General features: G+C 45.2%; 22 protein-coding genes. 14 read left to right on the forward strand and 8 right to left on the reverse strand.

Annotation, left to right across the window (positions count from 1 at the left end; all coding sequences use genetic code 11):
* Positions 1 to 4 precede the first annotated feature (4 nt).
* Together EMP01_RS00925 and EMP01_RS00930 are read right to left on the reverse strand one after the other, a co-directional pair.
* Positions 5 to 2,572, reverse strand: coding sequence for an Hsp70 family protein (locus tag EMP01_RS00925; RefSeq protein ID WP_129019621.1), 2,568 nt, complete (start codon positions 2,570 to 2,572; stop codon positions 5 to 7).
* Positions 2,573 to 2,615: 43 nt separating this feature from the next.
* Positions 2,616 to 2,921, reverse strand: a complete 306-nt coding sequence (locus tag EMP01_RS00930; RefSeq protein ID WP_129019622.1) for a hypothetical protein — start codon at positions 2,919 to 2,921, stop codon at positions 2,616 to 2,618.
* 193 nt (positions 2,922 to 3,114) lie between these two features.
* Between EMP01_RS00930 and EMP01_RS00935 the strand changes: the two genes are divergently transcribed.
* The 4 genes from EMP01_RS00935 to EMP01_RS00950 all read left to right on the forward strand — a co-directional run bounded on the left by EMP01_RS00935 (position 3,115) and on the right by EMP01_RS00950 (position 6,489).
* Positions 3,115 to 4,014: a DnaJ C-terminal domain-containing protein gene (locus EMP01_RS00935; RefSeq protein ID WP_129019623.1), complete on the forward strand. Its 900-nt coding sequence runs from the start codon at positions 3,115 to 3,117 to the stop codon at positions 4,012 to 4,014.
* A gap of 3 nt (positions 4,015 to 4,017) precedes the next feature.
* Complete coding sequence (locus tag EMP01_RS00940) at positions 4,018 to 4,308, forward strand: chaperone modulator CbpM (protein WP_129019624.1); 291 nt, start codon at positions 4,018 to 4,020, stop codon at positions 4,306 to 4,308.
* Between the two features lie 124 nt (positions 4,309 to 4,432).
* Positions 4,433 to 5,611, forward strand: a complete 1,179-nt coding sequence (locus tag EMP01_RS00945; protein ID WP_129019625.1) for an acetyl-CoA C-acyltransferase — start codon at positions 4,433 to 4,435, stop codon at positions 5,609 to 5,611.
* A 146-nt stretch (positions 5,612 to 5,757) separates the two neighbouring features.
* Positions 5,758 to 6,489, forward strand: a complete 732-nt coding sequence (locus EMP01_RS00950) for a hypothetical protein (protein ID WP_129019626.1) — start codon at positions 5,758 to 5,760, stop codon at positions 6,487 to 6,489.
* A gap of 5 nt (positions 6,490 to 6,494) precedes the next feature.
* Here EMP01_RS00950 and EMP01_RS00955 read toward each other — a convergent pair whose 3' ends face one another.
* Entirely contained in the window at positions 6,495 to 10,007 is a 3,513-nt protein-coding gene (locus EMP01_RS00955) for a hypothetical protein (RefSeq protein ID WP_129019627.1), read from the reverse strand.
* A gap of 247 nt (positions 10,008 to 10,254) precedes the next feature.
* Here EMP01_RS00955 and EMP01_RS00960 point away from each other — a divergent pair, with 247 nt between their 5' ends.
* The 5 genes from EMP01_RS00960 to rpsG all read left to right on the forward strand — a co-directional run bounded on the left by EMP01_RS00960 (position 10,255) and on the right by rpsG (position 15,522).
* Positions 10,255 to 13,011 carry a 2-oxoglutarate dehydrogenase E1 component gene (locus EMP01_RS00960; protein ID WP_129019628.1) on the forward strand — a complete coding sequence of 919 codons (2,757 nt, stop codon included), beginning with the start codon at positions 10,255 to 10,257 and terminating at the stop codon, positions 13,009 to 13,011.
* A 69-nt stretch (positions 13,012 to 13,080) separates the two neighbouring features.
* The gene (locus tag EMP01_RS00965) at positions 13,081 to 13,416 is read left to right on the forward strand and encodes a hypothetical protein (RefSeq protein WP_129019629.1); all 336 of its coding nucleotides are present in this window, start codon (positions 13,081 to 13,083) and stop codon (positions 13,414 to 13,416) included.
* A gap of 67 nt (positions 13,417 to 13,483) precedes the next feature.
* On the forward strand, positions 13,484 to 14,470 hold the full coding sequence (gene rfaD, locus EMP01_RS00970) for an ADP-glyceromanno-heptose 6-epimerase (RefSeq protein ID WP_129019630.1): 987 nt from the start codon (positions 13,484 to 13,486) through the stop codon (positions 14,468 to 14,470).
* A gap of 123 nt (positions 14,471 to 14,593) precedes the next feature.
* Entirely contained in the window at positions 14,594 to 14,974 is a 381-nt protein-coding gene (rpsL, locus tag EMP01_RS00975) for a 30S ribosomal protein S12 (protein WP_129019631.1), read from the forward strand.
* An 80-nt stretch (positions 14,975 to 15,054) separates the two neighbouring features.
* The gene (rpsG, locus tag EMP01_RS00980) at positions 15,055 to 15,522 is read left to right on the forward strand and encodes a 30S ribosomal protein S7 (protein WP_129019632.1); all 468 of its coding nucleotides are present in this window, start codon (positions 15,055 to 15,057) and stop codon (positions 15,520 to 15,522) included.
* Positions 15,523 to 15,596: 74 nt separating this feature from the next.
* Here the strand turns inward: rpsG and EMP01_RS00985 are convergent, their stop codons facing one another.
* Positions 15,597 to 15,902, reverse strand: a complete 306-nt coding sequence (locus EMP01_RS00985) for a hypothetical protein (RefSeq protein ID WP_129019633.1) — start codon at positions 15,900 to 15,902, stop codon at positions 15,597 to 15,599.
* A gap of 218 nt (positions 15,903 to 16,120) precedes the next feature.
* Positions 16,121 to 16,534: a MaoC family dehydratase gene (locus EMP01_RS00990; RefSeq protein WP_129019634.1), complete on the reverse strand. Its 414-nt coding sequence runs from the start codon at positions 16,532 to 16,534 to the stop codon at positions 16,121 to 16,123.
* A 160-nt stretch (positions 16,535 to 16,694) separates the two neighbouring features.
* Here EMP01_RS00990 and EMP01_RS00995 point away from each other — a divergent pair, with 160 nt between their 5' ends.
* Positions 16,695 to 16,964 carry a hypothetical protein gene (locus EMP01_RS00995; RefSeq protein ID WP_129019635.1) on the forward strand — a complete coding sequence of 90 codons (270 nt, stop codon included), beginning with the start codon at positions 16,695 to 16,697 and terminating at the stop codon, positions 16,962 to 16,964.
* Positions 16,965 to 16,974: 10 nt separating this feature from the next.
* Here EMP01_RS00995 and EMP01_RS01000 read toward each other — a convergent pair whose 3' ends face one another.
* Positions 16,975 to 17,547, reverse strand: a complete 573-nt coding sequence (locus EMP01_RS01000; RefSeq protein ID WP_129019636.1) for a hypothetical protein — start codon at positions 17,545 to 17,547, stop codon at positions 16,975 to 16,977.
* Positions 17,548 to 17,557: 10 nt separating this feature from the next.
* A complete protein-coding gene (gene pyrE / locus EMP01_RS01005) occupies positions 17,558 to 18,187 on the reverse strand; it encodes an orotate phosphoribosyltransferase (RefSeq protein ID WP_129019637.1) in 630 nt (209 codons plus the stop codon).
* Between the two features lie 59 nt (positions 18,188 to 18,246).
* On the opposite strand from pyrE, the gene EMP01_RS01010 reads away from it, so the two are divergent.
* Genes EMP01_RS01010 through EMP01_RS01025 form a run of 4 tightly spaced genes read left to right on the forward strand, consistent with a single transcriptional unit; the run spans position 18,247 to position 21,759 of the window.
* A complete protein-coding gene (locus tag EMP01_RS01010; protein ID WP_129019638.1) occupies positions 18,247 to 18,882 on the forward strand; it encodes an NUDIX hydrolase in 636 nt (211 codons plus the stop codon).
* Entirely contained in the window at positions 18,879 to 19,322 is a 444-nt protein-coding gene (locus EMP01_RS01015; RefSeq protein ID WP_129019639.1) for a GNAT family N-acetyltransferase, read from the forward strand. The genes EMP01_RS01010 and EMP01_RS01015 overlap by 4 nt, the downstream gene beginning before the upstream one ends.
* Positions 19,323 to 19,379: 57 nt before the next feature.
* On the forward strand, positions 19,380 to 20,462 hold the full coding sequence (gene prfB / locus EMP01_RS01020; RefSeq protein ID WP_129019640.1) for a peptide chain release factor 2: 1,083 nt from the start codon (positions 19,380 to 19,382) through the stop codon (positions 20,460 to 20,462).
* Positions 20,455 to 21,759, forward strand: a complete 1,305-nt coding sequence (locus tag EMP01_RS01025) for a phenylacetate--CoA ligase family protein (protein WP_129019641.1) — start codon at positions 20,455 to 20,457, stop codon at positions 21,757 to 21,759. Before prfB ends, EMP01_RS01025 begins: the two co-directional genes overlap by 8 nt.
* Before the next feature lie 24 nt (positions 21,760 to 21,783).
* Here the strand turns inward: EMP01_RS01025 and EMP01_RS01030 are convergent, their stop codons facing one another.
* The gene (locus EMP01_RS01030) at positions 21,784 to 23,052 is read right to left on the reverse strand and encodes an NAD(P)/FAD-dependent oxidoreductase (RefSeq protein WP_129019642.1); all 1,269 of its coding nucleotides are present in this window, start codon (positions 23,050 to 23,052) and stop codon (positions 21,784 to 21,786) included.
* Positions 23,053 to 23,207: the final 155 nt, after the last annotated feature.

Below are 23,207 nucleotides of genomic sequence, written 5' to 3' on the forward strand. Positions count from 1 at the left end.
TATGCTATCCGATTCCGGTACCTTTAAAGTCTTCGTTTTTAACCTTGTAATCATTATGTACCAGCAGGTGTGTGATATTGTACACATGTTGCCTGAACTCATAATACTTCTCTCCCTGCAAGGCTGCATCTGCTGACTTGATAATGGCCTGAACCCCGGAATAATTGGTAAACTGATCCGGTGGTAGTCCTTTAAATCCTTCATAACGGGAGATCAGGTAGCTGAGGGTATTCCAGTGAATATCCCAGCCCAGATCATTGATCTTTTCTGTGGCTTTTTCTAATATAGAAGGATTGCGGCTGATGAGCACATGATGTTCTCCGGCAATCAGTTTCTGGAATTTCTGCACCAGTTCTTCTTTACGGAAATCGACCATGGCCATATGGTTTTCGCAGAATTCTTTGGCTTCAAAGTATTCATACCTCAGGCGCTCGAGCCTGTCTTCACCACCCAGCTTATCATACGCTTTGGAGATGCGGTTCAGCATTTCTGCGATCACGTATTTGGCATCGGTCCGATCCGATTCCTGCAGTTTAAACAGCTCTGCCTTATTCTGTGCTAGTTCTTTCAGAAAATCATTGGCCTGTATAGCCCATACATCATTATCGTCTGTACTAAACATTTTAATGCTGTTGCGTATCTCGTTTTCCAGATCGATATACTGCTCTTTAAGCCGGTCTACATTTACCTGCTTCTCCGACATGGAGAATACATTTTTAAATTCCTGCTGGGTCATCACCAGGAACACTTCGGTATGCAGCTCCCGGTTATCGGACATGGAAATATGTAACTCTATGTCCGAACCTTTGATCAGGTCAGAACTCAGGTCCTTGCCGGAAATCACGATGCAGGCAATAACCAGGTTAGATAAGGGGCGGGCAAAACGATCGCCCTCCATAATATTGATGATCAGTTGCTCCTCCGATCCCTGTTTGATGGTTTTGGATATTTCGCGATATAAGGTTCTTTTCTGCGGCAGGATGCTGTTCTTCTCAAAAATCAGTTCCAGCTTTGTGGTATGATTATCTTTATCATCTACCTCTATACAGATATCCTGAGGCAATGGCTGCCCGGAAATATTGAACTGCCCGTGGGTAATGCTGATCTCTTCCATTGCAGAGCGGATCTCATTCTGATCCTCATCATACACCCTCAGGTAAAAGGTATTATTGATGTTGGGCAGCAAAGGCAGAAACTCGGTAAACTTAGACCGCAGGGGTACAAATCCGGTATCAAAACCACCATCACTTCGGATAATGCGGTAGCTCTTGCTATCCAGCGCGCCTTCTGCTTTAATGATGAGTACTTCCTCCACATCCTTACTCATCTTACTGTAAGACACTTTTAATTGTACCGCAGCAGGCTCCCAGTCACTATAGGCCTCATCCACACCGTCCTCTCCGGTTGTCAGGCTGTTGAGTAGGTCATCTACATTCTGGCCCAGAACTATATTATTGTTTTTAGGCTGGTAATATTTATTGGCGGCATAGTATGCTGCGCCTATGGCTACCGCCGTGGTGGGGTCTATGGCTGAATTAACCGCAATACCGGTTGCAGCCTGCAATTGCTGCCGTACAAAAGGGATGTATGTGCTGCCACCAACCATCAGTATCTCTTCAATATCGCTGGCCTGTACCTGGTTACGGTGCAGGATGTCCAGCAACATTTTCAGTGTTTCCTGCACCCGCAGGTTTATGGTATCTTCAAACTGAGCACGGCTTACCGGAACGGCTACATTGTGCCGTGTACCTTCATGCAACAGGTCAAACTCAATAGTGGTCTGTGCCTGGTGTGACAGTTCTTTTTTAGCTTCTTCCGATTTATAGATCAGCTCATAAAACAGGGATTCATAGCGCCCATTACGGGACCTTAACTCCTGTTCAAAATTTTCTATCGCAAAATGCTCATTGATATAGGGTACGATGATCTGCTCAATAATGCCGAAGTCGAAATCTGCACCACCCAGGAAATTATTCCCTTCATGATCTACTACTTTCATTTCGCCTTCCTGTATGCGCATCAGGGCAATGTCAAATGTACCGCCCCCCAAATCATATACCAGCCAGTAGCCTTCCTTATCATCCGCTAACTCACGGCTGTTGAAGTAGGCCAGGCTCGCGGCTATAGGCTCCTGCAGCAGTACCACTTCTTCAAAACCGGCAGCCATGCCTGCCTTTTTGGTGGCATTGCTCTGCATGGTATCAAAACTTGCCGGAATGGTAATCACGGCCGCTTCTGCCTGCTCTCCGGAGTATATAAATTGCTTGAGCTCTTTCAGTACCAGTGTCGACAATTCTATCGGGGTCACATTTTCGTCCAGGCTTACGACATAAAACTTGTCGTCGGTACCCATACGGCGTTTGAAGTTGGCAAATATATTGATCGGGTCTTTGGTCAGTAACTCCCTTGCTTTATCTCCTACCAGCGTACGATCGGGGCGAAATGCCACGACAGAGGCCAGTGTATCTTTATGGCCGACCGGGTTTTTAAAAATCGTAACCTTTCCGTTTTCATATTTCGTGATCAGGGAATTGGTTGTGCCCAGGTCTATTCCAAAATTAATTGATTTCATGTTGATGTTTGATTTGTCTGAATGCTTGAAACAGGTGCACAGCCTATTCTACGATCACAATTCCTTTTTGTATCAGGACCATCTGTCCCTGCTGTTGCCGGTAGACAATCGGTTTAATGACTTTAGTGATTTTCATGTTGCGGCCACCCTCGCCTACAATGCTGGCCTCACAATCAGTTCGGCTTTCAGAGTATTTTTCCCCCAGGGGATTTATACAATGTAGCCCCTCTTCTTCAAAAAGGGTATAAATTTTATTGAAATTGCGCTCGAATTTTGCAGCTAACTGTTCCTGCTCTATCTTCTGGCCGATCTCGAATACCTGGTTGATCAGCTGTATGTCCTGTTGCATGTTTTATGGCATTTGCAGCAAATTAAGAAAAAAATCATTTTATTTCCCCTATCCGGCTGGTAATTATACACGATCTACCTTAATAATATACAATGTTTTAACATTACAGCCCTTTCGTATTACTCCTGCTTTGCGTATCTTTATTTGCCACGTCCCGACATGGCCATATCTCTGATCTTTAATACTTACCCATATGGAGTTTATTGATTACTACAAAGTCCTGGGCCTGACCAAAGAGGCCAGCTCAGAGGATATTAAAAAAGCCTACCGCAAACTCGCGCGTAAATACCATCCCGATCTGAACCCGGACGACAAGGAAGCGCAGCAGAAATTTCAGCAGATCAATGAGGCACAGGAGGTACTGAGCGACCCTGAAAGCCGGAAAAAATATGACCAGTATGGCAAAGACTGGAAGCATGCAGAACAGTTCGAGCAAGCCCGCCAATCGCAGACCCGGCAGGGTCAGGCATCAGGTGAGGAGGCCTATGGCAACTGGGGCGATTTCGGTGGCGGAGATCATTCCGATTTCTTCGAGGCCTTTTTTGGTGCACAGCAGTCCGGCAGAAGACAGGCCCGCTTTCGCGGCGGAGACATCTCAGGTGAGATGAACCTGAAACTGTCAGATACCTACCATACGCACAAACAGACCTTCACCGTAAACGGCAAAAATGTGCGCATTACTATCCCGGCAGGTATAGAAGACGGACAGAAAATAAAGCTGGCAGGTTACGGACAGCCGGGGGCCAATGGCGGCCCGGCAGGTGATCTGTACCTGACCATTCACATAGAGAATGATACCCTCTTTAAACGCTCCGGCAATGATCTGCACCTGACGGTAGACATTGATCTGTATACCGCTGTATTAGGCGGCGAGGTTTCTGTAGGTACACTGGACGGACAGGTGAAGTTGAAGATAAAACCAGAAACCCAGAATGGCAGTAAAGCACGCCTTAAAGGCAAGGGCATGCCAGTGTATAAATCAGAAGGCCATTTCGGTGACTTATATGTAAGCTACAATGTGCTTTTGCCCACGGGCCTTACCGAAGCGCAAAAGGCTTTATTCAAACAATTATCTGAACTTCAAAAATCATAAGATATGCAGCAAGATAATCTGATACTGGTAAGCCGCTATTGCAGTCTTCATGATCTGGACCAGGGCTTTATTACCGAGCTATACCGGTATGAACTCATAGAAATCATCACTATTGAACAGGAAGATTACCTGGATATGAATCGCCTCAATGAACTGGAACGCATAACCCGCCTGCATCATGACCTGGGCATTAATATCGAAGGCATTGAAGCCATCGTACATCTGCTGGATAAAATGGAGCAACTGAACCGGCAAATGCTGACGCTGCGTCAGCGACTGAAACAATATGAATAGTCTATTGCATCATAACTCATTACTATAATGAATATATATCTCATTGGCGGATTGTTAAGTTTATGATTTTTTATGTGATTAAAATCTTAAATTTGCGTCGTTAAAAAAATTAAATATTCATAAAATGAAAGAAGTTGTAATAGTATCGGCAGTACGTACGCCAATGGGTAGCTGGGGTGGTTCTTTAAAAGATTTCTCTGCGACTCAATTGGGTGCAATTGCCATTAAAGGTGCCCTGGCTAAAATCAACATGGACCCGACTGCAGTAACTGATGTAGTAATGGGTTGTGTGATGCAGGCTAACCTGGGTCAGGCTCCTGCCCGTCAGGCGGCTAAATTTGCCGGTCTTAAAGACGAGGTAAACTGTACTACTGTAAATAAAGTATGTGCCAGCGGTATGAAAGCGATCACTATGGCGGCTCAGGCGATTATGCTGGGCGATGCTGAAGTGGTTGTTGCCGGTGGTATGGAAAGCATGAGCAATGTACCTTTCTATAGCCCTAACATGCGTTGGGGAAATAAATATGGTAATGCGACTATGGTTGACGGTCTGGCTAAAGACGGTCTGACGGATGTATACCATAACTATGCAATGGGTAACGCTGCCGAGAACACTGCTGCTGAAATGAACATCAGCCGTGAAGCTCAGGATGCTTTCGCTATCGAAAGCTACAAGCGCAGCCAGGCTTCTGTAAATGAGGGTAAATTCGAGAACGAAATCGTTCCGGTTGAGATTCCTCAGCGTAAAGGTGATCCGATCATCTTCGCTAAAGATGAAGAACCATTCAACGTAAAATTTGATAAAATCCCGCAACTGAACTCTGCTTTCGTAAAAGGCGGTTCTGTTACAGCAGCTAATGCGTCTACCATGAATGACGGTGCTTCTGCACTGGTATTGATGAGCAGAGAAAAAGCAGCAGAACTGGGCCTGACCCCTCTGGCGGTAATCCGTGGTTATGCAGATGCTGAACAAGCTCCTGAGTGGTTCACTACTTCTCCTGCTAAAGCGGTACCTGTTGCCCTGACTAAAGCTGGTCTGAAGATCGAAGATGTAGACTTCTTCGAACTGAACGAAGCATTCAGCGTAGTAGGTCTGGCTAACTGCGAAATCCTGAAACTGAAACCTGAGCAGGTGAATGTAAATGGTGGTGCAGTTGCTTTAGGTCACCCTCTGGGTTCCAGCGGTTCTCGCGTTGTGGTTACCCTGATCAATGTACTGGCGCAGAACAACGGTAAAATCGGTGTTGCCGGTATCTGTAATGGTGGTGGCGGTGCTACAGCAATCGTTATTGAAAAACTGTAAGGATTATCCTTTATATAATTTCAAAAGAGCATCTTCGGATGCTCTTTTTTTATACCTGCTAAAGAAAAGAGACATAAGACATACTGAGGTGCATCCCGTCGCGTTATACAATCAACTCACTACTTTTAGACTAAAATATTATCCTCATGCGCAAATCTCTTGTATACATTTTCTCTGCTGCTATAAGTTTTTCATCGCTCCAAACCATTGCCGGACCACGTAAACATTTCTTTTTCTTCCAGCTTTCTCCCAACATACAGCGACCGCTACAGGTGCAGGAAAGCCCTTATCAGAATATCATAAAGACATCGGGCTTCGGACTCACTTTTGATGCAGGCTATTCGCAGCAGCTATACCGTAATCTAAGCCTTGAAGTAGCACTGGGAGGTAATATGTACCAATATGTAGTACGATCCCGTGTTCTTTCATACAATATACCAACATATGCCATACATGTGGCAAAGGTTGATTTTAATGAAAGACCCTTTGCTTTGGGGCTGTCCATATTGCCAACATACCATTTCGATCTTGGTCATACAGGCATGTGGCGGGCAGGAGCAGGTATAAAGCTCATCGTCGCTCCAACCTATACTGTATCTACCGGAGCACAAACTACCTCAGACATAGGCACCACACATATATTCTATACGGCCACAATGAATTTCCCAGGAGGTGTTAAACCTGCCTTTACCGCGTTCATAAACAAACAACTGCATATTAACCAGGCAAAACTGGAATTGGGTATAACAGCCAATATCTATCCAGATCCAATGGCTACGGGAAGCTTCCAAATTCAGAGTACATATAAAAACAGTGCAGGAACCCTCAAGTTTTATGGCAGTTCTCTGGGGATTAACGCACGGCTCAACCTGAACTGATCGTCTTACAATATCGCCCTTAAGCTCATGGTACCGGTATGGATTGCCTTATTGGTACCGGGTTTGCGGCCATCATACTCCAGCGAGAATTCTATGCTTTTATTGATACGGGTAGTCCAGTTAAGGTACCAGAGCCAGTTTGCGCCCTTAGATAGGGTCTCCAGCATTGCAAAGCTGAGTGCGGTATTGGGTGCTCCATTAAAATCAATATAACTATACGCTGCCCTTGCCTGTATATTTCCCGAAGAAGGAAAACTAAGGCGGCTATCCACTGAAATGTTCTGTATGCGGGCAAATTGGCCTCCGTATGCAGCTCCGTTCTGACGATGCTCCAGCTTATAAGCAGTAGATATTCTCATACGACTGTTGTATAAAAATAATATTGATGGCTCAACGCCTTTGAAGCGGAGTGCATAACTTCTGCCATCATCCAGCGGAGAGGAAAAGGCCCTGGAGCCATGTGTGACGGCACACATAAAAGTGTAATTCTTATTCCATACCCAGCGCAGCTTTTCATTATGGCGCAGCAGCGACTGTCCTTCCAGCCCGTAGGTCAGCAAAGATTTATTGCTGTTATAAGTGGTGGTATAATCGAGTCCCCAATGGGCGCTGCTTCTATTGAAGAAAATAGTATTGTTCAGACTGGTCGCTGCAGCTATGATACCGGTATCACTGAAACCTCCTGCGAAAGGATTAAAAGAGCGAAGCCCTTCACTGTATAATATACGGTTATTGACCTGCACCGAAAACTGGTCGCTGAAGCGGGAAACGAAGCGCTGCGCTGCATTCCGGCTCTTCAATGACCGCCACATATTATCCGGACTGATCTGCAGACTGAAGTTCAGGTTACTGAAATTCACTTTTACATAATCATTGGTCGGTGTGATGACCCGTATAAATCGTTTCTGATCATTATAGACCGCCAGTTCAAACTCATTGGACTGCTGCACCCCATCTCCGTTATAGTCGATCCACATATAAGTACCCTGCCCTGCCGCAACCTCCACATAGGTAAACTGCCGCTTTTGTTCCTGCCCGGTACCGAAATCATATACCAGTCCCGGCACCAGCAACCCTTTGGCAATAATTCCGTTGTAATTGATCCTGCCCAGTAAGGTAGAGCCCTCAGTCTCTTTGGACCACTGACTATTGTCGATCTGCAGCAGGCGATAAGATCCGGTAAAACTTAACTGCTGTTTTTTCCAGTTACGTACCGTTACACCCGCCTCTACGGTATGGCCTTTATTACCCAGCGCAAAACCGCCAGCCAGCGGCGCCATATCCCTGCGGAAGGCGTAGCCTAAATTTAGCTGTACCGGACGGGACTCACTGGTTTTGAAATACAGCCTGGATATATCGAAATGGTAGGCATTCCATAACAAAGTATCGGCCACCCGGTTTTTAAGTTCATTATATTCTTTCTCAAACCGGAAGCCCAGCAGGGAGCCTTTACGCGCGGAAGTGTACCATTCTGTATAAAAATTGGGGCGGATAAATAAACTGCTTTCGGTCAGGGAGCGGCTGTTCATGACACTACCCTGCACTCCTGCCCGCAGGCGCTTGGCCTGGTACAAGAAATTGAGCTGATGCCTGTTGGCCAGGTATGCATCTCCCCTCTTATATATCGTAAAGTCGTAACCGAGGTTACCCTTCTTTGTATGCGCAATATTGGTCGATACAGTGGCCAGGTGCTCATCGGCGTGGGCCTCCGTAGCAGTAATGTTCCAGTCACGGCCAAACTCTACATTACGGTATGGAGCAATGGCCATAAAGCGGGCATCGACAAACTCGTAACTGACCTTGTTCTGCCACTTCCATGGTTTATGCAGCAGGCTATCCTTGCCCAGGAATCGGGCTTCTTCATACCAGATTTTTCCGGCACTACCCCAATGCTCCCTATTATTCAGGCTGGAGAATGTATTGGGTGAATAATTGCTGGAAGCCCATTCTGCACTGAGGGTCTTAAAGCTATCGATCCGGTAATCTGCAGCACCGGTAAATACCTGTTGCTTCTTTGGTGTGACCAGCAGGATCTTGGGCTCATAATTTCCTTGCGGAATGCCATTGAGCGGGGCTACCCAGCTATAAGAGCGGCCATTGGTATTCAGGTTGGAGATAACATAGTTCCCCTGGTTTTCTCCGACATAGCTAAAGCCCAGGCTGTACACCACATCATTCGGATTAGTGGTATACACATACACTCCGGGATACAATACACTGTTCACCGTAGTATCGGTCTTGCGGTACAGGATTTTATTGGCCGCAAAGGTATCCAGTGCTTCTGTGGTAAAATACGCCTGATCTATATTATCACCGATCGTGCCCAGGAAGGCTTTCTGATCGGCGGTAAGCGACTGTACAAAACTCTGGTTCCGGGCATCCTGGTTGGAATAGGCATTAAAGCGGAACGTCCATCGGGAGCCTATTTTCAGCTCGTCTGACACGAACAGTAAAGTGTTCAGATAATTGCGTGCCTGGTATTCAAAATCAACCTGTATACGGCGGTCTTTGGTGATCAGCCTGCGCGGCATAAAGGTAACCTCTGCTGTATTGTAATTGATCACATAATCCTTGTCTTCTCCACGGGTCATCAGCTCACCATCTATAAATACTCTTTCGGTACCGGCCAGTACAATAAAGTATTGCTCTCCGTTATCGCCCTGCAATTTATAAGGCCCCTGATTGCCCTCTACGCCCTGAAAAATATTTCGGGTAAACTGTCCCTTGGCCATGGAGCCATTGAGGGTAATACGGTTCTGTACCTTATTTGTTTTCAGTACAGTACCCTCATAAGCCAGGCCCTGTACCCTTTTGTTGTAATTGAGAAAATAGCTGGCCGGCCGCTCCATATTATAATCTCCGGCGGTCAGTTTGTGCCTGCCCTTTTCGAAGGTCACATACATTTTATCAAACTCCTGCAGGCGCTGAGTGTTACCCTCGGGCTGAAAAGGGATATTATTATCCGTAATGGCCGCTTCTATCCGTACACTATCCAGGATATAGCCATTCAGTTGCAGGTTGAACTGGGAGTTGAGTACTACGTCCTGGTTATTGCCTACAGAAAGGCTACGGCCATAGTTTCCGCTATAATCAATGGCATTGAAATTGACGAAATTATTGCTGCCGGCATTTGCCGTAGCACCATCGTAACGGTAGCCGATCCCGCCCATAGCTATATTACTGTCTATAAGGCTGGCTCTTTTGTGGCTGTATACCCGGTCGAAAGACAGGGGTAATCTGCGGTAACTGATCTGTACACTATCTGTGGGGCGGGGGCTGCCCGATTTCCAGATGAGGCGGTTATGTGTATAGTCTACCTGGTATAATTCCGGAGATACACTTTCCAGTACCAGGCTGCCCATGGCTATACCTAGTGTATCTATCTGCAGGGTATCCTTATTCAACAGCATATTCCGTTGCACCCGGTTGCCCTGGGGCATGGGTGTCTGGGCATTGCCACATAAGGGATGCAGAAATATGACCAGGAGCAGGAAATAATATGTATGGATGCTTCTCAATGGCGAGCCGGTTCCTTGTGGCTAATTAACGTGCAAAATACCCGAAACATTTCTCAATATGCCTAAATTTCGGTCAAATCCATAAATATTGATTAAAAAAGGGGGATAAAATCTGATTTTCCACAATTTATTGGGCATTTCATTTTTGTTTGTTTTATATTTGTGCGTCAGAAAAAAGGCTGTTGCAAAACAGTCCTTTTTGTAGTGTTTTTATTTTTTGAAAATATCCAAATTCTTCTAAGAAAAAATGAAAGATTTTTCTTTTGTCACCAATTCGCATCCGGCTTTTATCGAGTCTTTGTACAATGATTACCTGAAAAACCCGGAAACCGTTGACCCGGAGTATAAAAAGTTTTTCGAAGGCTTTGATTTTGCTATCTCCAAAAACGGTGCGACAGACGCCAAAGCTACTGCAAGTATCGGCGGCGGTGTGACCCTAAGCAACGACCAGCTCACGAAAGAGTTTGCCGTATACGATATGATCCGTTCTTTCCGTAAAAGAGCGCATCTGATTGCTGATACCAACCCTATCCGCCCACGTGTGGATCGTAAGGCTAAACTGGCGGTGAGCGATTTTGGACTGAGCGATGCGGATCTGGAAACAGAATTCTTTTCCGGTACTTTTATTGGTCTGGGCAAAGCGAAACTGAAAGATATTTATCAAAAATTAAGTAAAATTTACGCCGGTTCTGTTGGTATTCAATATACCTATATCAACGATACCGATACTTATAACTGGGTGGAAGCACATTTCGAGGCTTTCATGCAGGAAGAATTTACGTTTGAGCAGAAGAAACGTATTCTGCACAAATTGAATTATGGTGTAATCTTCGAAAAATTCCTGAATACTAAATTCATCGGACAGAAAAGATTTGGTCTGGAAGGTGGCGAAAGCATGATTCCTGGTCTGGATGCAATGCTGACTGCTGCTGCTGATGAAGGTGTACAGGAAGTTATTTTCGGTATGGCACACCGTGGTCGTCTGAATGTGCTGGCTAATATCCTGCGCAAAACATACGACCAGTTGTTCTCTGAGTTCGAAGGCACTATGCCTGCCGATATGACTATGGGCAGTGGTGATGTGAAATATCACCTGGGCTTCCGTTCTATCGTGAAAACGGCTAATGAGAAAGACCTGAATCTGCAATTATTACCTAACCCTTCTCACCTGGAAACAGTAGACCCGGTTGTTGCCGGTTTTGCCCGTGCCAAGTCTGATGCGGTTTATAACTCTGACTACAGCAAAGTATTACCGATCCTGATTCATGGTGATGCTGCCGTTGCCGGTCAGGGTATTATTTATGAATTACTGCAAATGAGCAAACTGAAAGGTTATGCTGTTGGCGGTACCATTCACTTTGTGATCAACAACCAGATCGGCTTTACTACTGATTTCGATGATGCCCGTTCTTCTATCTACTGTACCAGCCTTGCGGCTATGGTACATGCTCCGGTACTGCATGTAAACGGTGATGATCCGGAAGCTGTAGTGAAGGCTTGTATCTTCGCAGCGCAATACCGCCAGAAGTTCAATGCAGATGTCTTCATTGATATGGTATGTTACCGTAAGCACGGTCACAATGAGGGCGATGAGCCTAAATTTACGCAGCCGAGCTTCTATGCGCTGATCGAAAAACACAAAAATCCAAGAGAAATCTATACAGAATACCTGATGACCCACGGTACGCCTGAGGCACAAAACCTGGCGAAAGACATGGAGAAAGTATTCTGGGATGAAATGCAGGCACGCCTGGATGACAATAAGCAAAACCCGATGCCATATACCTACCAGAAGCCTGAACTGGCCTGGCAGGAACTGCGTAAGGGCCAGGAAGAAGATTTCGTAAAATCTCCGGACACTGCTGTAAGCACTGAAGTAATTACCGAACTGTTCCAGAAACTGATGAAATGGCCGGAAAGCTTCAACCCGCTGCGTAAAGTACAGAAATTACTGACGGATAAAGTGAAGCTTTTTGACGAAAGTCAGAAGATCGACTGGGCAACCGGCGAGTTACTGGCCTTTGCTACTTTACTTAAAGAAGGTTACGATGTGCGCCTGAGTGGTGAGGATGTGAAACGTGGAACGTTCTCTCACCGCCACGCTACATTAAGAGATGAAAAAACAAATGAAGAATATAACCGTCTGGCGCAGTTGTCTGACGATCAGGGTAAATTCTTTATCTATAACTCTTTACTGAGTGAATATGCTGTATTAGGCTTCGATTATGGTTATGCTATGGCTAACCCGTCTAACCTGGTATTATGGGAAGCACAGTACGGAGACTTTGCCAATGGTGCACAGATCATCATTGACCAGTACCTGACCAGTGCAGAACAAAAATGGCAGACACAAAACGGTCTGGTAATGTTATTACCACACGGTTACGAAGGTGGTGGTCCGGAGCACTCCTCTGCCCGCCTGGAACGTTTCCTGCAAATGAGCGCAGAAAATAATATTTATGTAACCAATATTACTACTGCTGCTAACTACTTCCATATGCTGCGTCGTCAGCTGGCCTTACCATTCCGTAAGCCGGTAGTAAACTTTGCACCAAAAGCAAACCTGCGTCACGTACGTTCTTACTCTCTTGTTACTGATTTCACTACCGGTGGCTTCAAAGAGGTGATCGACGATCCGAATATTGAAGATGTGTCTAAAGTAAAACGTGTATTACTGTGTAGCGGTAAAATCTATTTTGACCTGAGTGAAAAGCAACTGGCAGAAAACAGAACTGATGTTGCAATTGTACGCCTGGAGCAGATACATCCTTTACCTCAAGAGCAACTGAATGCCCTGTATCAGAAATACAGTGGTGCGCAATGGCTGTGGGTACAGGAAGAGCCTAAGAACATGGGTGCTGCATCATTCCTGAAAATGAATATTAACAAACCGATCAACCTGGGCTACCTGACCCGTAAGGCCAGCGCTGCTACAGCAACCGGATTTGCCAAATTACATGCACAGGAACAACAAATGCTGGTAGACCAGGCATTTTCATTCTAAAATAGTTTAACAAAACAAGAATAATTTATATTTTTGCGTCACGTAAGACTCCTAATTCATTAAATAAATATGTCACATTCAACACACGAAGAAAAACCGCTTATCTCTTCCAAAGCAGCAATGATGTTTGCCTTAATCATTGTCGGCCTTATCCTGGGTACAATGAACTTTGTAAAGGCAATGAGTCATTCTGAAGAAGGTCATGGCGGTGGTCATGGTACAGAAGCCACTCACGGTGCTGCAGGTCACGAAGGCGCTGCTCATGAGGCTACAAGCCACGAAGCTACCGGTCATGAAGCGACACACGATACTGCTGCGGCACATGCTGCAGAAAGCCATGAAGCTAAAGACAGCACGCACCACGAAGCTGCTGCTGAGCATCATGAAGCCGCTGCAAAACACTAATAAGAAAAAATTAAACAAGAAAAAGGTTAAGCAATTGCTTAACCTTTTTTAGCCATATAAGATGAGTATGATACCTAAAGACGCCACGATTGTAGTAACAGGAGCCGCCGGTTTTATCGGCAGTGTGCTCACGGGTTACCTTAATCAACTGGGCTATGAGCAACTGGTATTGGTAGACGATTTTTCGGTAAAGGCCAAGACCAATAACCTCCTGGATAAAATTTACATGGCCAAAGTACACCGGGAGCAATTCTTTGACTGGCTTGAAGAGCATCCGGGCAGAGTAGATTTTGTATTTCACCTCGGTGCACGTACTGATACGACCGAGTTTGATGTAGAAATTTTCAAAAAGCTGAATGTCCGCTATTCAAAGGATATGTGGGAGTACTGTGCCGAAAATGGTATTCCTATGGTATATGCCTCTTCTGCGGCGACCTACGGTGACGGAGACCTGGGCTATGAAGATAATGAAGCTGATATTCCGCAGCTGCAGCCCCTGAACCCTTATGGTGTATCCAAACAGAAATTTGATATATGGGCATTGGAGCAGCACAGCACACCACCCTTCTGGGCCGGGCTCAAGTTCTTTAATGTATATGGCCCTAATGAATACCACAAAGGCCGCATGGCCTCTGTGATTATGCATGCCATGAACCAGATCGAGAAGAATGAGGGCGTAGTGAAGTTGTTTCGATCCCATAAAGAGGAATACAGTGACGGAGGTCAGATGCGTGACTTCGTATATGTAAAAGATGTGGTCAAAGTATGTGTGTGGCTGATGGAAAACCAACCTAAAAGTGGTATTTATAACCTGGGAAGCGGTAAAGCCCGAACATTTAATGATTTAGTTCGCGCAATTTTCACTACCTTGCAGCTTCCTGAAAGAATCGAGTACATAGATACCCCCGAAGATATCAGGGATAAATACCAGTATTTTACAGAAGCAACTATGCAGAAGCTGAAGGAAAGCGGATACGCGGCACCGTTTTACACTTTGGAAGAAGGCGTAGCAGACTATGTAAATGAGTATTTAAAAGAAAAAAAATATTATTAATTATAACTTATTCGGATCGCGAGTAATCCACAAAGTGTGTAAAATTCAAAAAAGTTTTATATAATTTTGTTTGGTAAATAAAAAAGAATCAGTACCTTTGCAGTCCGAAAAATTTTAAAGAGAATGCCAACTATTCAACAATTAGTTCGTAAAGGACGTACAGTAATTAAAGCAAAATCAAAATCTCCGGCTCTGGATGATTGTCCACAACGCCGTGGTGTATGTACGCGTGTATATACTACAACTCCTAAAAAACCAAACTCTGCGTTACGTAAAGTAGCAAAAGTTCGTTTGACTAATAAAATTGAGGTTATTGCTTATATCCCGGGTGAAGGTCACAACCTGCAAGAACACTCTATCGTATTGATCCGTGGTGGTCGTGTAAAAGATTTACCAGGTGTGCGTTATCACATCGTACGTGGTGCATTGGATACTGCCGGTGTTAAAGATCGTAAACAATCTCGTTCTAAATACGGTACGAAAAAAGAAAAAGCAAAAAAATAATTAAATTAATTATTGCAGCTGAGTAAAGTTTATTTTTAGTCTTGAAGTAACAGCCTGTAATAAATGTAAAAATTAAAAAAATGAGAAAACAACAAGCGAAGAAATTACCTTTGGCTCCAGATCCAAAGTTTAATGATAAATTAGTTACCCGTTTCGTAAACACTTTAATGTGGGAAGGTAAAAAAACTACTGCATTCACTATTTTCTATGATGCAATGGAAAAAGTATCTAAAATCACTGGTGAAGAAGGTTACGAAATTTGGAAAAAAGCATTACAAAATGTAACTCCAGCAGTAGAGGTTCGTAGCCGCCGTATCGGTGGTGCTACTTTCCAGATTCCTTCTGAAGTTCGCCCTGATCGTAAGATCTCCCTGTCTATGAAATGGTTAATCCGTTTCAGCCGCGAGCGTAACGGTAAAACAATGGCTGATAAATTAGCTAACGAAATCGTTGCAGCTTCTAAAGGTGAAGGTGCTGCTTTCAAAAGAAAAGAAGATACTCACCGTATGGCAGAAGCGAACAAAGCATTCGCTCACTTCAAAGTTTAACTTAAAATTTTTCGGAAATATTAGCCGTTCTGCAATCAGAACGGCTATTTTCTTTTATAAAACTTTTGCTACTATTACTTTACCGGACCTACCGCCCTGCGGCAGATAACGGTGGCATACATTTGCGTAGCGGTATGTGTACTATTGTATGCAGCAGTATAAGCATTCACTTCAGCATCTGTATTAAAGCCAAGTTTATTACTACTTACTAAGCCCCATGGGCTGTTTACCTGATATACATCAAGACGCACAGTAAGTATATAACCTGACAGGCACGGCTCTGTTGTGACCTGAGGCACGGCAGAAACTTCAGGAATTGCAAGATATGAAGTGGTCAGGAATAAAAGGGCAGACACGCCCGTAATCATTATTTTTTTCATTGTAAATTGATTTAAGAATTAATAAGGAGATTAGTTTTGTATTCGCGAAATACAACTGTAACTTATCATCTTAATCACTTTTCTGAAAGAGTAACTTTATCGTCTTGACATCTGGGTTCATAACTATGTATGTAAGTTGCCTTGTCAAGATAAACGCATTACGCAAAACAAAAAAAGCGCTCTTTTACAGAGCGCTCTCTAAAATGTCTTCAGTTATTTTACTCCCAGACATACTGTTTTTTGTTCATTAATGTTGCTTCGCCGGAAATAGTCTGTGCGCCGCTTTCCACCTCGAATACCTCACATACATAAGTGGCACGGTTCTTCTCCAGAAAGATTTCTTTTACCGTGATCACACCTTCGTATTCCTTGCCGGTAAACATCGGACGCATCCATTTCATACTCTGCGCCATATACACCGTACCATCGGCATACCATAAGGTGCCGAATATACGGGTAAAAATACTGGCTCCTAAAAATCCGTGTATAATACGCTGTCCGAAAATACTGTCTTTGCCGGCCTGCTCATCAATGTGCAGGGGATTAGTGTCTCCACTTACTTTTGCATACATGTCCACTTCTTCCTGTGTGTAGCTGAATTTCTGTTTGAATTGGTCGCCTACTTTAAACATAGTCTTACTGGTTTAGTGTATAATAATAATCTAAATATAGATTTTTTATACCTAAAGTCAAATTATCGCTGTATTATTTTACAGTAACCTGTTTAGTACGACATATCCTGGCGTAGTCACTTTGTTCCTTTGCAATATCAACATTAAAACAAAGCGAATTATGAATACTTATCAGACAGTTGCCCGCAACAATACCATCAGCCTTAATACAACAGATACCAGCCTGTATCAGGAATTGATGGCAAAAGTTATCAGTGAATTCAGTAATGATATGCTGAGCTACAGCCAGATGCTGGCTATAGCCGAACAGGAAATACAGCTATTGCTGATCGCGGTGGCTAAAAACGGGAATAAGGTCAATATCAGCCAACTGGCGCCACGCAATATCCGCCTGGCTATACTGAACCGCCTGAATAAAATTGCAGCCTAAAACGGGCTTATTATCCCTTTACGGACAGATCTTGAATGCATTGCTCCCGGATCGTCCAGAGCTCCTCAAGTGTATAGGGTATTTCCGGATGTTTCAGTAACCATTGCTGCAGGTAATTGCGGTGATATTGCACCTTGTATCCTGTAATCTGTTCTGGTAAGATGGTCGTTTCGACCAGAAGGTCTGGCAGAAAATCTGAAGGCTGCGCATGGGCATGGGTACAATCGACTCTGATACCCGCTACAGAAAGGTAGTTATGCGCCTCGGGAATATAGTCAAGTTTATGAGCAGCCAGGGTGGCCGCTACACGCGGTGTATTCTTTCCGCTCATCCGGAAGATGCCCATACAGAGCAACACATTGCCCTGGTTATGTATACGAGCCAGCTGAAAGAGGAGCGCATGCTTGGTACTGCAGGTACCACGGCCTTCTTCCAATACACTTTCCAACCTGGTTTTATCCGGGTTTCTACCATATGGCAAATGCCTTACATACTGTAAGGCATTGCTGAAATTATATATACCTTTCTGCAGAAAAGCTACAGAAAGGGGATCATTTGCGGTAATGGGAAAATCGAATTCCATCGGCGCCGGATTATTGTCTCCAGGTAGATGGGCTTTCTCTCCATTCCATCAACTGACTCAGTTGCGATTCAGTGATGATGTTTTGCTTCATACCCACCTCTACCAGCGCATTGTAATTGCTGATGGTATGGAATGGTACACCAGCCTCGCTGAAAGCGATATCTGCTGCCGCAAAACCATAAGTAAACAGTGCGACCAGTCCGATCACTTCACCGCCAGCCTGACGGATCGCTTCTACGGCTTCCAGACTGCTTTTACCGGTAGAGATCAGGTCTTCTACTACCACTACTTTCTGACCCGGCTCCAGTACACCCTCAATCTGGTTGCCCAGACCATGTCCTTTCGGCTTGGAACGAACATAGATAAATGGTAAACGCAGCAGATCGGCAGCCAGTGCGCCATGCGGGATACCCGCTGTGGCAACGCCTGCGATAGATTCTGCATCACCAAACTTCTCCAGGATCAGGTTGGCCAGCTCGCTCTTTACATAATCTCTTACATGAGGAAAAGATAACAGCTTGCGGTTATCGCAATACACTGGTGACTTCCAACCGGAAGCCCAGGTAAATGGCTCGTCTGCATTCAGTTTCAAAGCCTTGATTTGTAATAATTTTTCGGCGAAAATAGTAGCATTACTCATGACGGCAAACTTACATCAATTAACCGAATTTTTTGAATATTTCCGCTTACCTTCGCTATATGCACTTTACTCAAAAAATCTATATCAACGATAAACCCCTGATCCTTACCAACTCTGCAGAGCAGTACCGTACGGAGCATCCGCTGAGCAAAGGATATGACCTGTTCATCGGGGCCTTTCACCGCAACTTCAGGCTGGCTAAAAAGCACCTGGAAAATCCGATGGCTACCGGCGTGATTATTGAAGATATTGATGTAGAGACGATACAAAGAGAACTGAACAGTTATTTCACCCCTATTATCGCCGCTGGTGGTGTTGTACGCACCGGAGAGGGTAATGTACTGATGATCTACAGAAGGGGCAAATGGGATCTGCCTAAAGGCAAACTGGATGAAGGTGAGGATATTGCCGACTGTGCTGTTCGTGAAGTTATAGAAGAAACCGGGCTGCCGCAGGTGCAACTGGCCGATATCATCGGTACGACCTACCACATCTACACAGAAAAGAAGAAAGATATACTCAAAACAACCTACTGGTATCATATGACGGTAAAAGAGGCTTATACGCTTGTACCCCAGGCGGAAGAAAATATCGTAGAAGCCAAGTGGGTGCCGGTGGCAAAACTGCCCGAATACCTGAAATTATCCTTCAATGGCATTAAGGATGTCTTAAAAACAGCGGAGGTGCTGGTATGATCTGGCAGGCAAAAACCTTTGCAGCATTAAGTAAAGAGGAGTTATACAAAATATTACAGGTACGCAATGAAGTGTTTATCGTGGAACAAAAGACTTATTACCAGGACCTGGATGATAAAGATTTTGAAGCGATGCACATTTTCCTGAGCGATGATGATGGTAGTGTACTGGCCTACTGCCGTATTATGCGTGCCGGTGTAAGCTATGAGGAATGCTGCATAGGCAGGGTCCTCACCAAACCTTCGGCAAGGGCACATGGCTATGGCCGCATCCTGGTACAGAAGGCACTGGACTTCCTGAAAGAGGAATGGAATACCACCGCCGTCCGTATCAGCGCACAGTGTTACCTGCAGACATTTTATGAATCATACGGGTTTATTGCCACGGGCGAAACCTACCTGGAAGATGATCTTCCCCATATTGAAATGTGGAAACCCTGAGGTTTCTGCATTTTTTTTATCTTTGCGCTACTCACAATTTTTTGAATTTCCGGAAACATGACGATAGAACAATTAAAAGTAATGCGGGACCGTGTGGCGCATCTGAAGCAGTTTTTAAAGGTCGAAGACCGCACAGCCAAGGCTGACAGCGACTTTCAGCTCTCCCTCGCACCTGGCTTCTGGGATGATGATACACGTGCTACCGGTGTCATGAAGGAAATCAAGATCAACAAATACTGGATCGAACTTTTTAATAATGTACATACCTCTGTAGAGGACTTTGCGGTACTTTTTGACTTCTGGAAAGAAAATGAGGCTACGGAAGAGGAAGTAAAAGTAGCCTATGAAGCAGCGATTACGGCCCTCGATGAAGCCGAGTTTAAATCTACCCTGAACGAACCGGAAGATGAACTGACGGCTATGCTGCAGATCAATGCCGGTGCGGGCGGAACGGAAAGCCAGGACTGGGCCGAAATGCTGGCCCGTATGTACCGCATGTATGCGCAGAAACAAGGCTGGACGGTGTCTGAGATTGACTGGCAATGGGGCGACGGGGCCGGTATTAAAACCTGTACACTGCAGCTCGAAGGTGAATTTGCTTTCGGATTACTGAAAGGCGAAAGTGGTGTGCACCGACTGGTACGTATCTCTCCGTTCGATAGTAATGCCCGCAGACATACGTCTTTCGTATCTGTAAACGTCTATCCCCTGGTAGATGATACGATCAATATTGAAATCAACCCCGCCGATATTAAAATGGAAACCTCCCGTAGTGGTGGTGCCGGTGGACAGAATGTAAATAAGGTAGAAACCAAGGTACAGCTGACCCACATTCCTACAGGTATTGTTGTGGTATGTCAGCAGGACAGAAGCCAGCTGGGCAACCGCGAACTGGCTATGCAGATGCTGAGAAGCCGACTGTACGAAATTGAATTGCAGAAACGCAATGCGATCAGGGATGCGGCCAATGCCAATAAAAAGAAAATTGAATGGGGTTCTCAGATCCGATCCTATGTATTCCACCCGTACAAGATGATCAAAGACCATCGTACCGATTATGAGGTGGGCAATGTGCAACCTGTAATGGATGGTGAGCTGGACGGATTCATTAAAGCATACCTGATGGCAGGCAATGAATAAACAATACGGACATACATCTATAGACCGGGCAGCACCCGCAGCTATTGAGGCATTTCAGCTGCAGCGCATACAAGCACTGCTGCAATACCTCAATAGCCATGCTCCGTTTTATCAAAGATTATTTGCTGCTCATGGAATTGATATCACTGAAGTCAACTCCATAGAGGCTTTCCGTAAGTTACCCCTTACCAGTAAGGAAGATATACAGGCGCACAACTGGGATTTCCTTTGCGTACCCCGATCGGCTATTGCCGAATATACGGCTACATCCGGTACACTTGGTCAGCCCGTAACCATTGCGCTTACTGCTGCTGATCTGGATCGACTGGCCTATAATGAATACTGTTCGCTGCAACTGATGGAGCTGAGCAGTGAGGACAGCCTGCAACTGATGCTGACCCTGGACAAACAGTTTATGGCCGGTATGGCATACTATAAAGGGGCACAGCAGCTGGGTACTGCGGTCATCCGCACCGGACCTGGCCTGCCACAGATGCAACTGGAGGTGATGCAGCGATTGCAGCCTTCGGTACTGGTAGCGGTACCTTCATTCCTGGTTAAACTAAAAGAATATATTGCGTCCACTCAAACGGAACTGCATACCCTCAGCCCCCGTAAAGTGCTGGCCATTGGTGAGGCAGTAAGGGACAAAGACCTGAACCCAAGTATACTGGCCCAAAGGATACAGGAGGGCTGGAACCTGGAATTATTCGGAACCTATGCGGCTACTGAAATGCAGACGGCCTTTACAGAATGTACTGCTCATCAGGGCGGACACCTGCAACCGGAATTGTTGTACGTGGAACTATTGGATGAGAATGGCGATCCGGTAACACCGGGTACAGCCGGGGAAGTAACGATCACCACACTGGGTGTAGAAGGCATGCCTTTACTGCGCTACCAGACCGGCGATCTTTGTGAGGGCTATTATGAAACCTGTGCCTGCGGCCGCACTACAATGCGCCTGGGACCGGTTGTTGGCCGCAAAAAACAAATGATCAAATATAAGGGCACCTCTCTCTACCCTCCTATGGTGGCAGAGGTATTGCACCGGATGGCTTTCATTTCAGAATATGTGATTGAGATTACGCAGGATGAATATGCGCAGGATATGCTGGTATTACACTTACACAGCACCGATCCGGATGCTGTAGATCATAATAGTCTGAAGCAGCAGTTACAGTCAGCCTTAAGGGTTTTACCACAGATAGAATGGTGCAGCCTGGAGCAGATAATGCAGATGCAATTTCCTAATGGCTCCAGAAAACCGTTACGGTTCCGGGACAGGAGAGCCTAAGCCTCCTGCCCTTTCCCCAAAAATTTAGTTATGTATATCCCCGTTACGCTTATCTGAACGGATAATCAGACGTATGGTAGGATCATTTGTGATAAAGCTCCACATCCAGCTGAAGAATAGTTTTACCTTGTTGCGGAAACCGGCAATAGGCATAATGTGTATCAGCAGCCAGGCCATCCAGGCGATAAAACCTTTCATAAAGCTCTTCGGCAGGTCTACTACCGCTTTGAATTTAGAAATGATAGCCATACTTCCCTTATCCTTATAGGTAAATGCTTTCAGGGCATTACCCTGCTGCAGGTTCACAAAATTCTTAGCCAGTAATTGTCCCTGCTGTATGGCGGGCTGTGCCAGTTGCGGATGCCCGTTGGCAAAGGCTGCATCTGCGGTCATATAACAGATATCTCCGATGGCAAATATAGCATCCGTTCCCTGCACGCGGTTATATTCATCTACCAGTATCCTCCTGCCGCGTCCGATGCTCTCGGCCGGCAAGCCCGGTGCTTCTTTGGCGATAACACCCGAAACCCAGATCAGGCTGTAGGTTTCAATTGTCTCTCCATTAGCCAGGTATACATGATCGTCTTTATAATCCTGTACGGCTACCGAAAGCTTGATTTCTACACCCAGTCGGGTGAGCTGGTCGTAGGCTTCCTGCTGCGATTTCTGGGTCATCGGCCCCAGTAGATTTGGACCGGCATCGATCAGTACAATGCGGGTATGAATACCGTTCAGCTCGGGATAATCTTTTTCTTTGACATGTCCTTCCATTTCGGCCAGCATTCCGGCTACTTCTACACCGGTAGGTCCACCTCCGGCGATCACGATGGTCATGAGTTTGCGGCGCTCTTCAGGATCGGTAGTACGACAGGCACATTCCAGATGAAGCAGTAATGTATTACGTATTTTCAAGGCATCATTGATATTTTTCAGCGGCATGGCTTTTTCCTGCACGCGTTCCATACCAAAGAAATTGGTCTCTGTACCCATAGCCAGTACGAGGTAATCGTACGTGAGGTTACCATTATCTGTTTCTATATACTTTTCGGCAGCATGTATCTGCTTCAGATTACCGTTGAAAAAACGTATATTATCTTTTTCCTGGAACATCCTGCGGAAAGGATAACTGATATTGGAAGGTTCGATAAAGGCTGTCGCAACCTGGTAGATAAGGGGTGGGAAGAAGTTATAGTTATTTGTATCGACAAGAACGGCTTCTATACCGGATTTACCGGCAAGAGATTTCGCCAGGTTCATACCGGCAAAACCACCACCAACAATGACTATTCTCATAATCTGAGTTTATTAGATGAATGCAAACAGGAAAATTCCTATGCTCTACTATACCCAGGCTTAAACTAAAATAACACTCGAACAGAGGGTCTGTAAAGGACGGGAATACTCCCTGATAAAATCATGTAAAGTTAAGAAAATCAGTACGCACAGCC

This window comes from Edaphocola flava, from assembly GCF_004118155.1.
Taxonomy (GTDB): domain Bacteria; phylum Bacteroidota; class Bacteroidia; order Chitinophagales; family Chitinophagaceae; genus Edaphocola; species Edaphocola flava.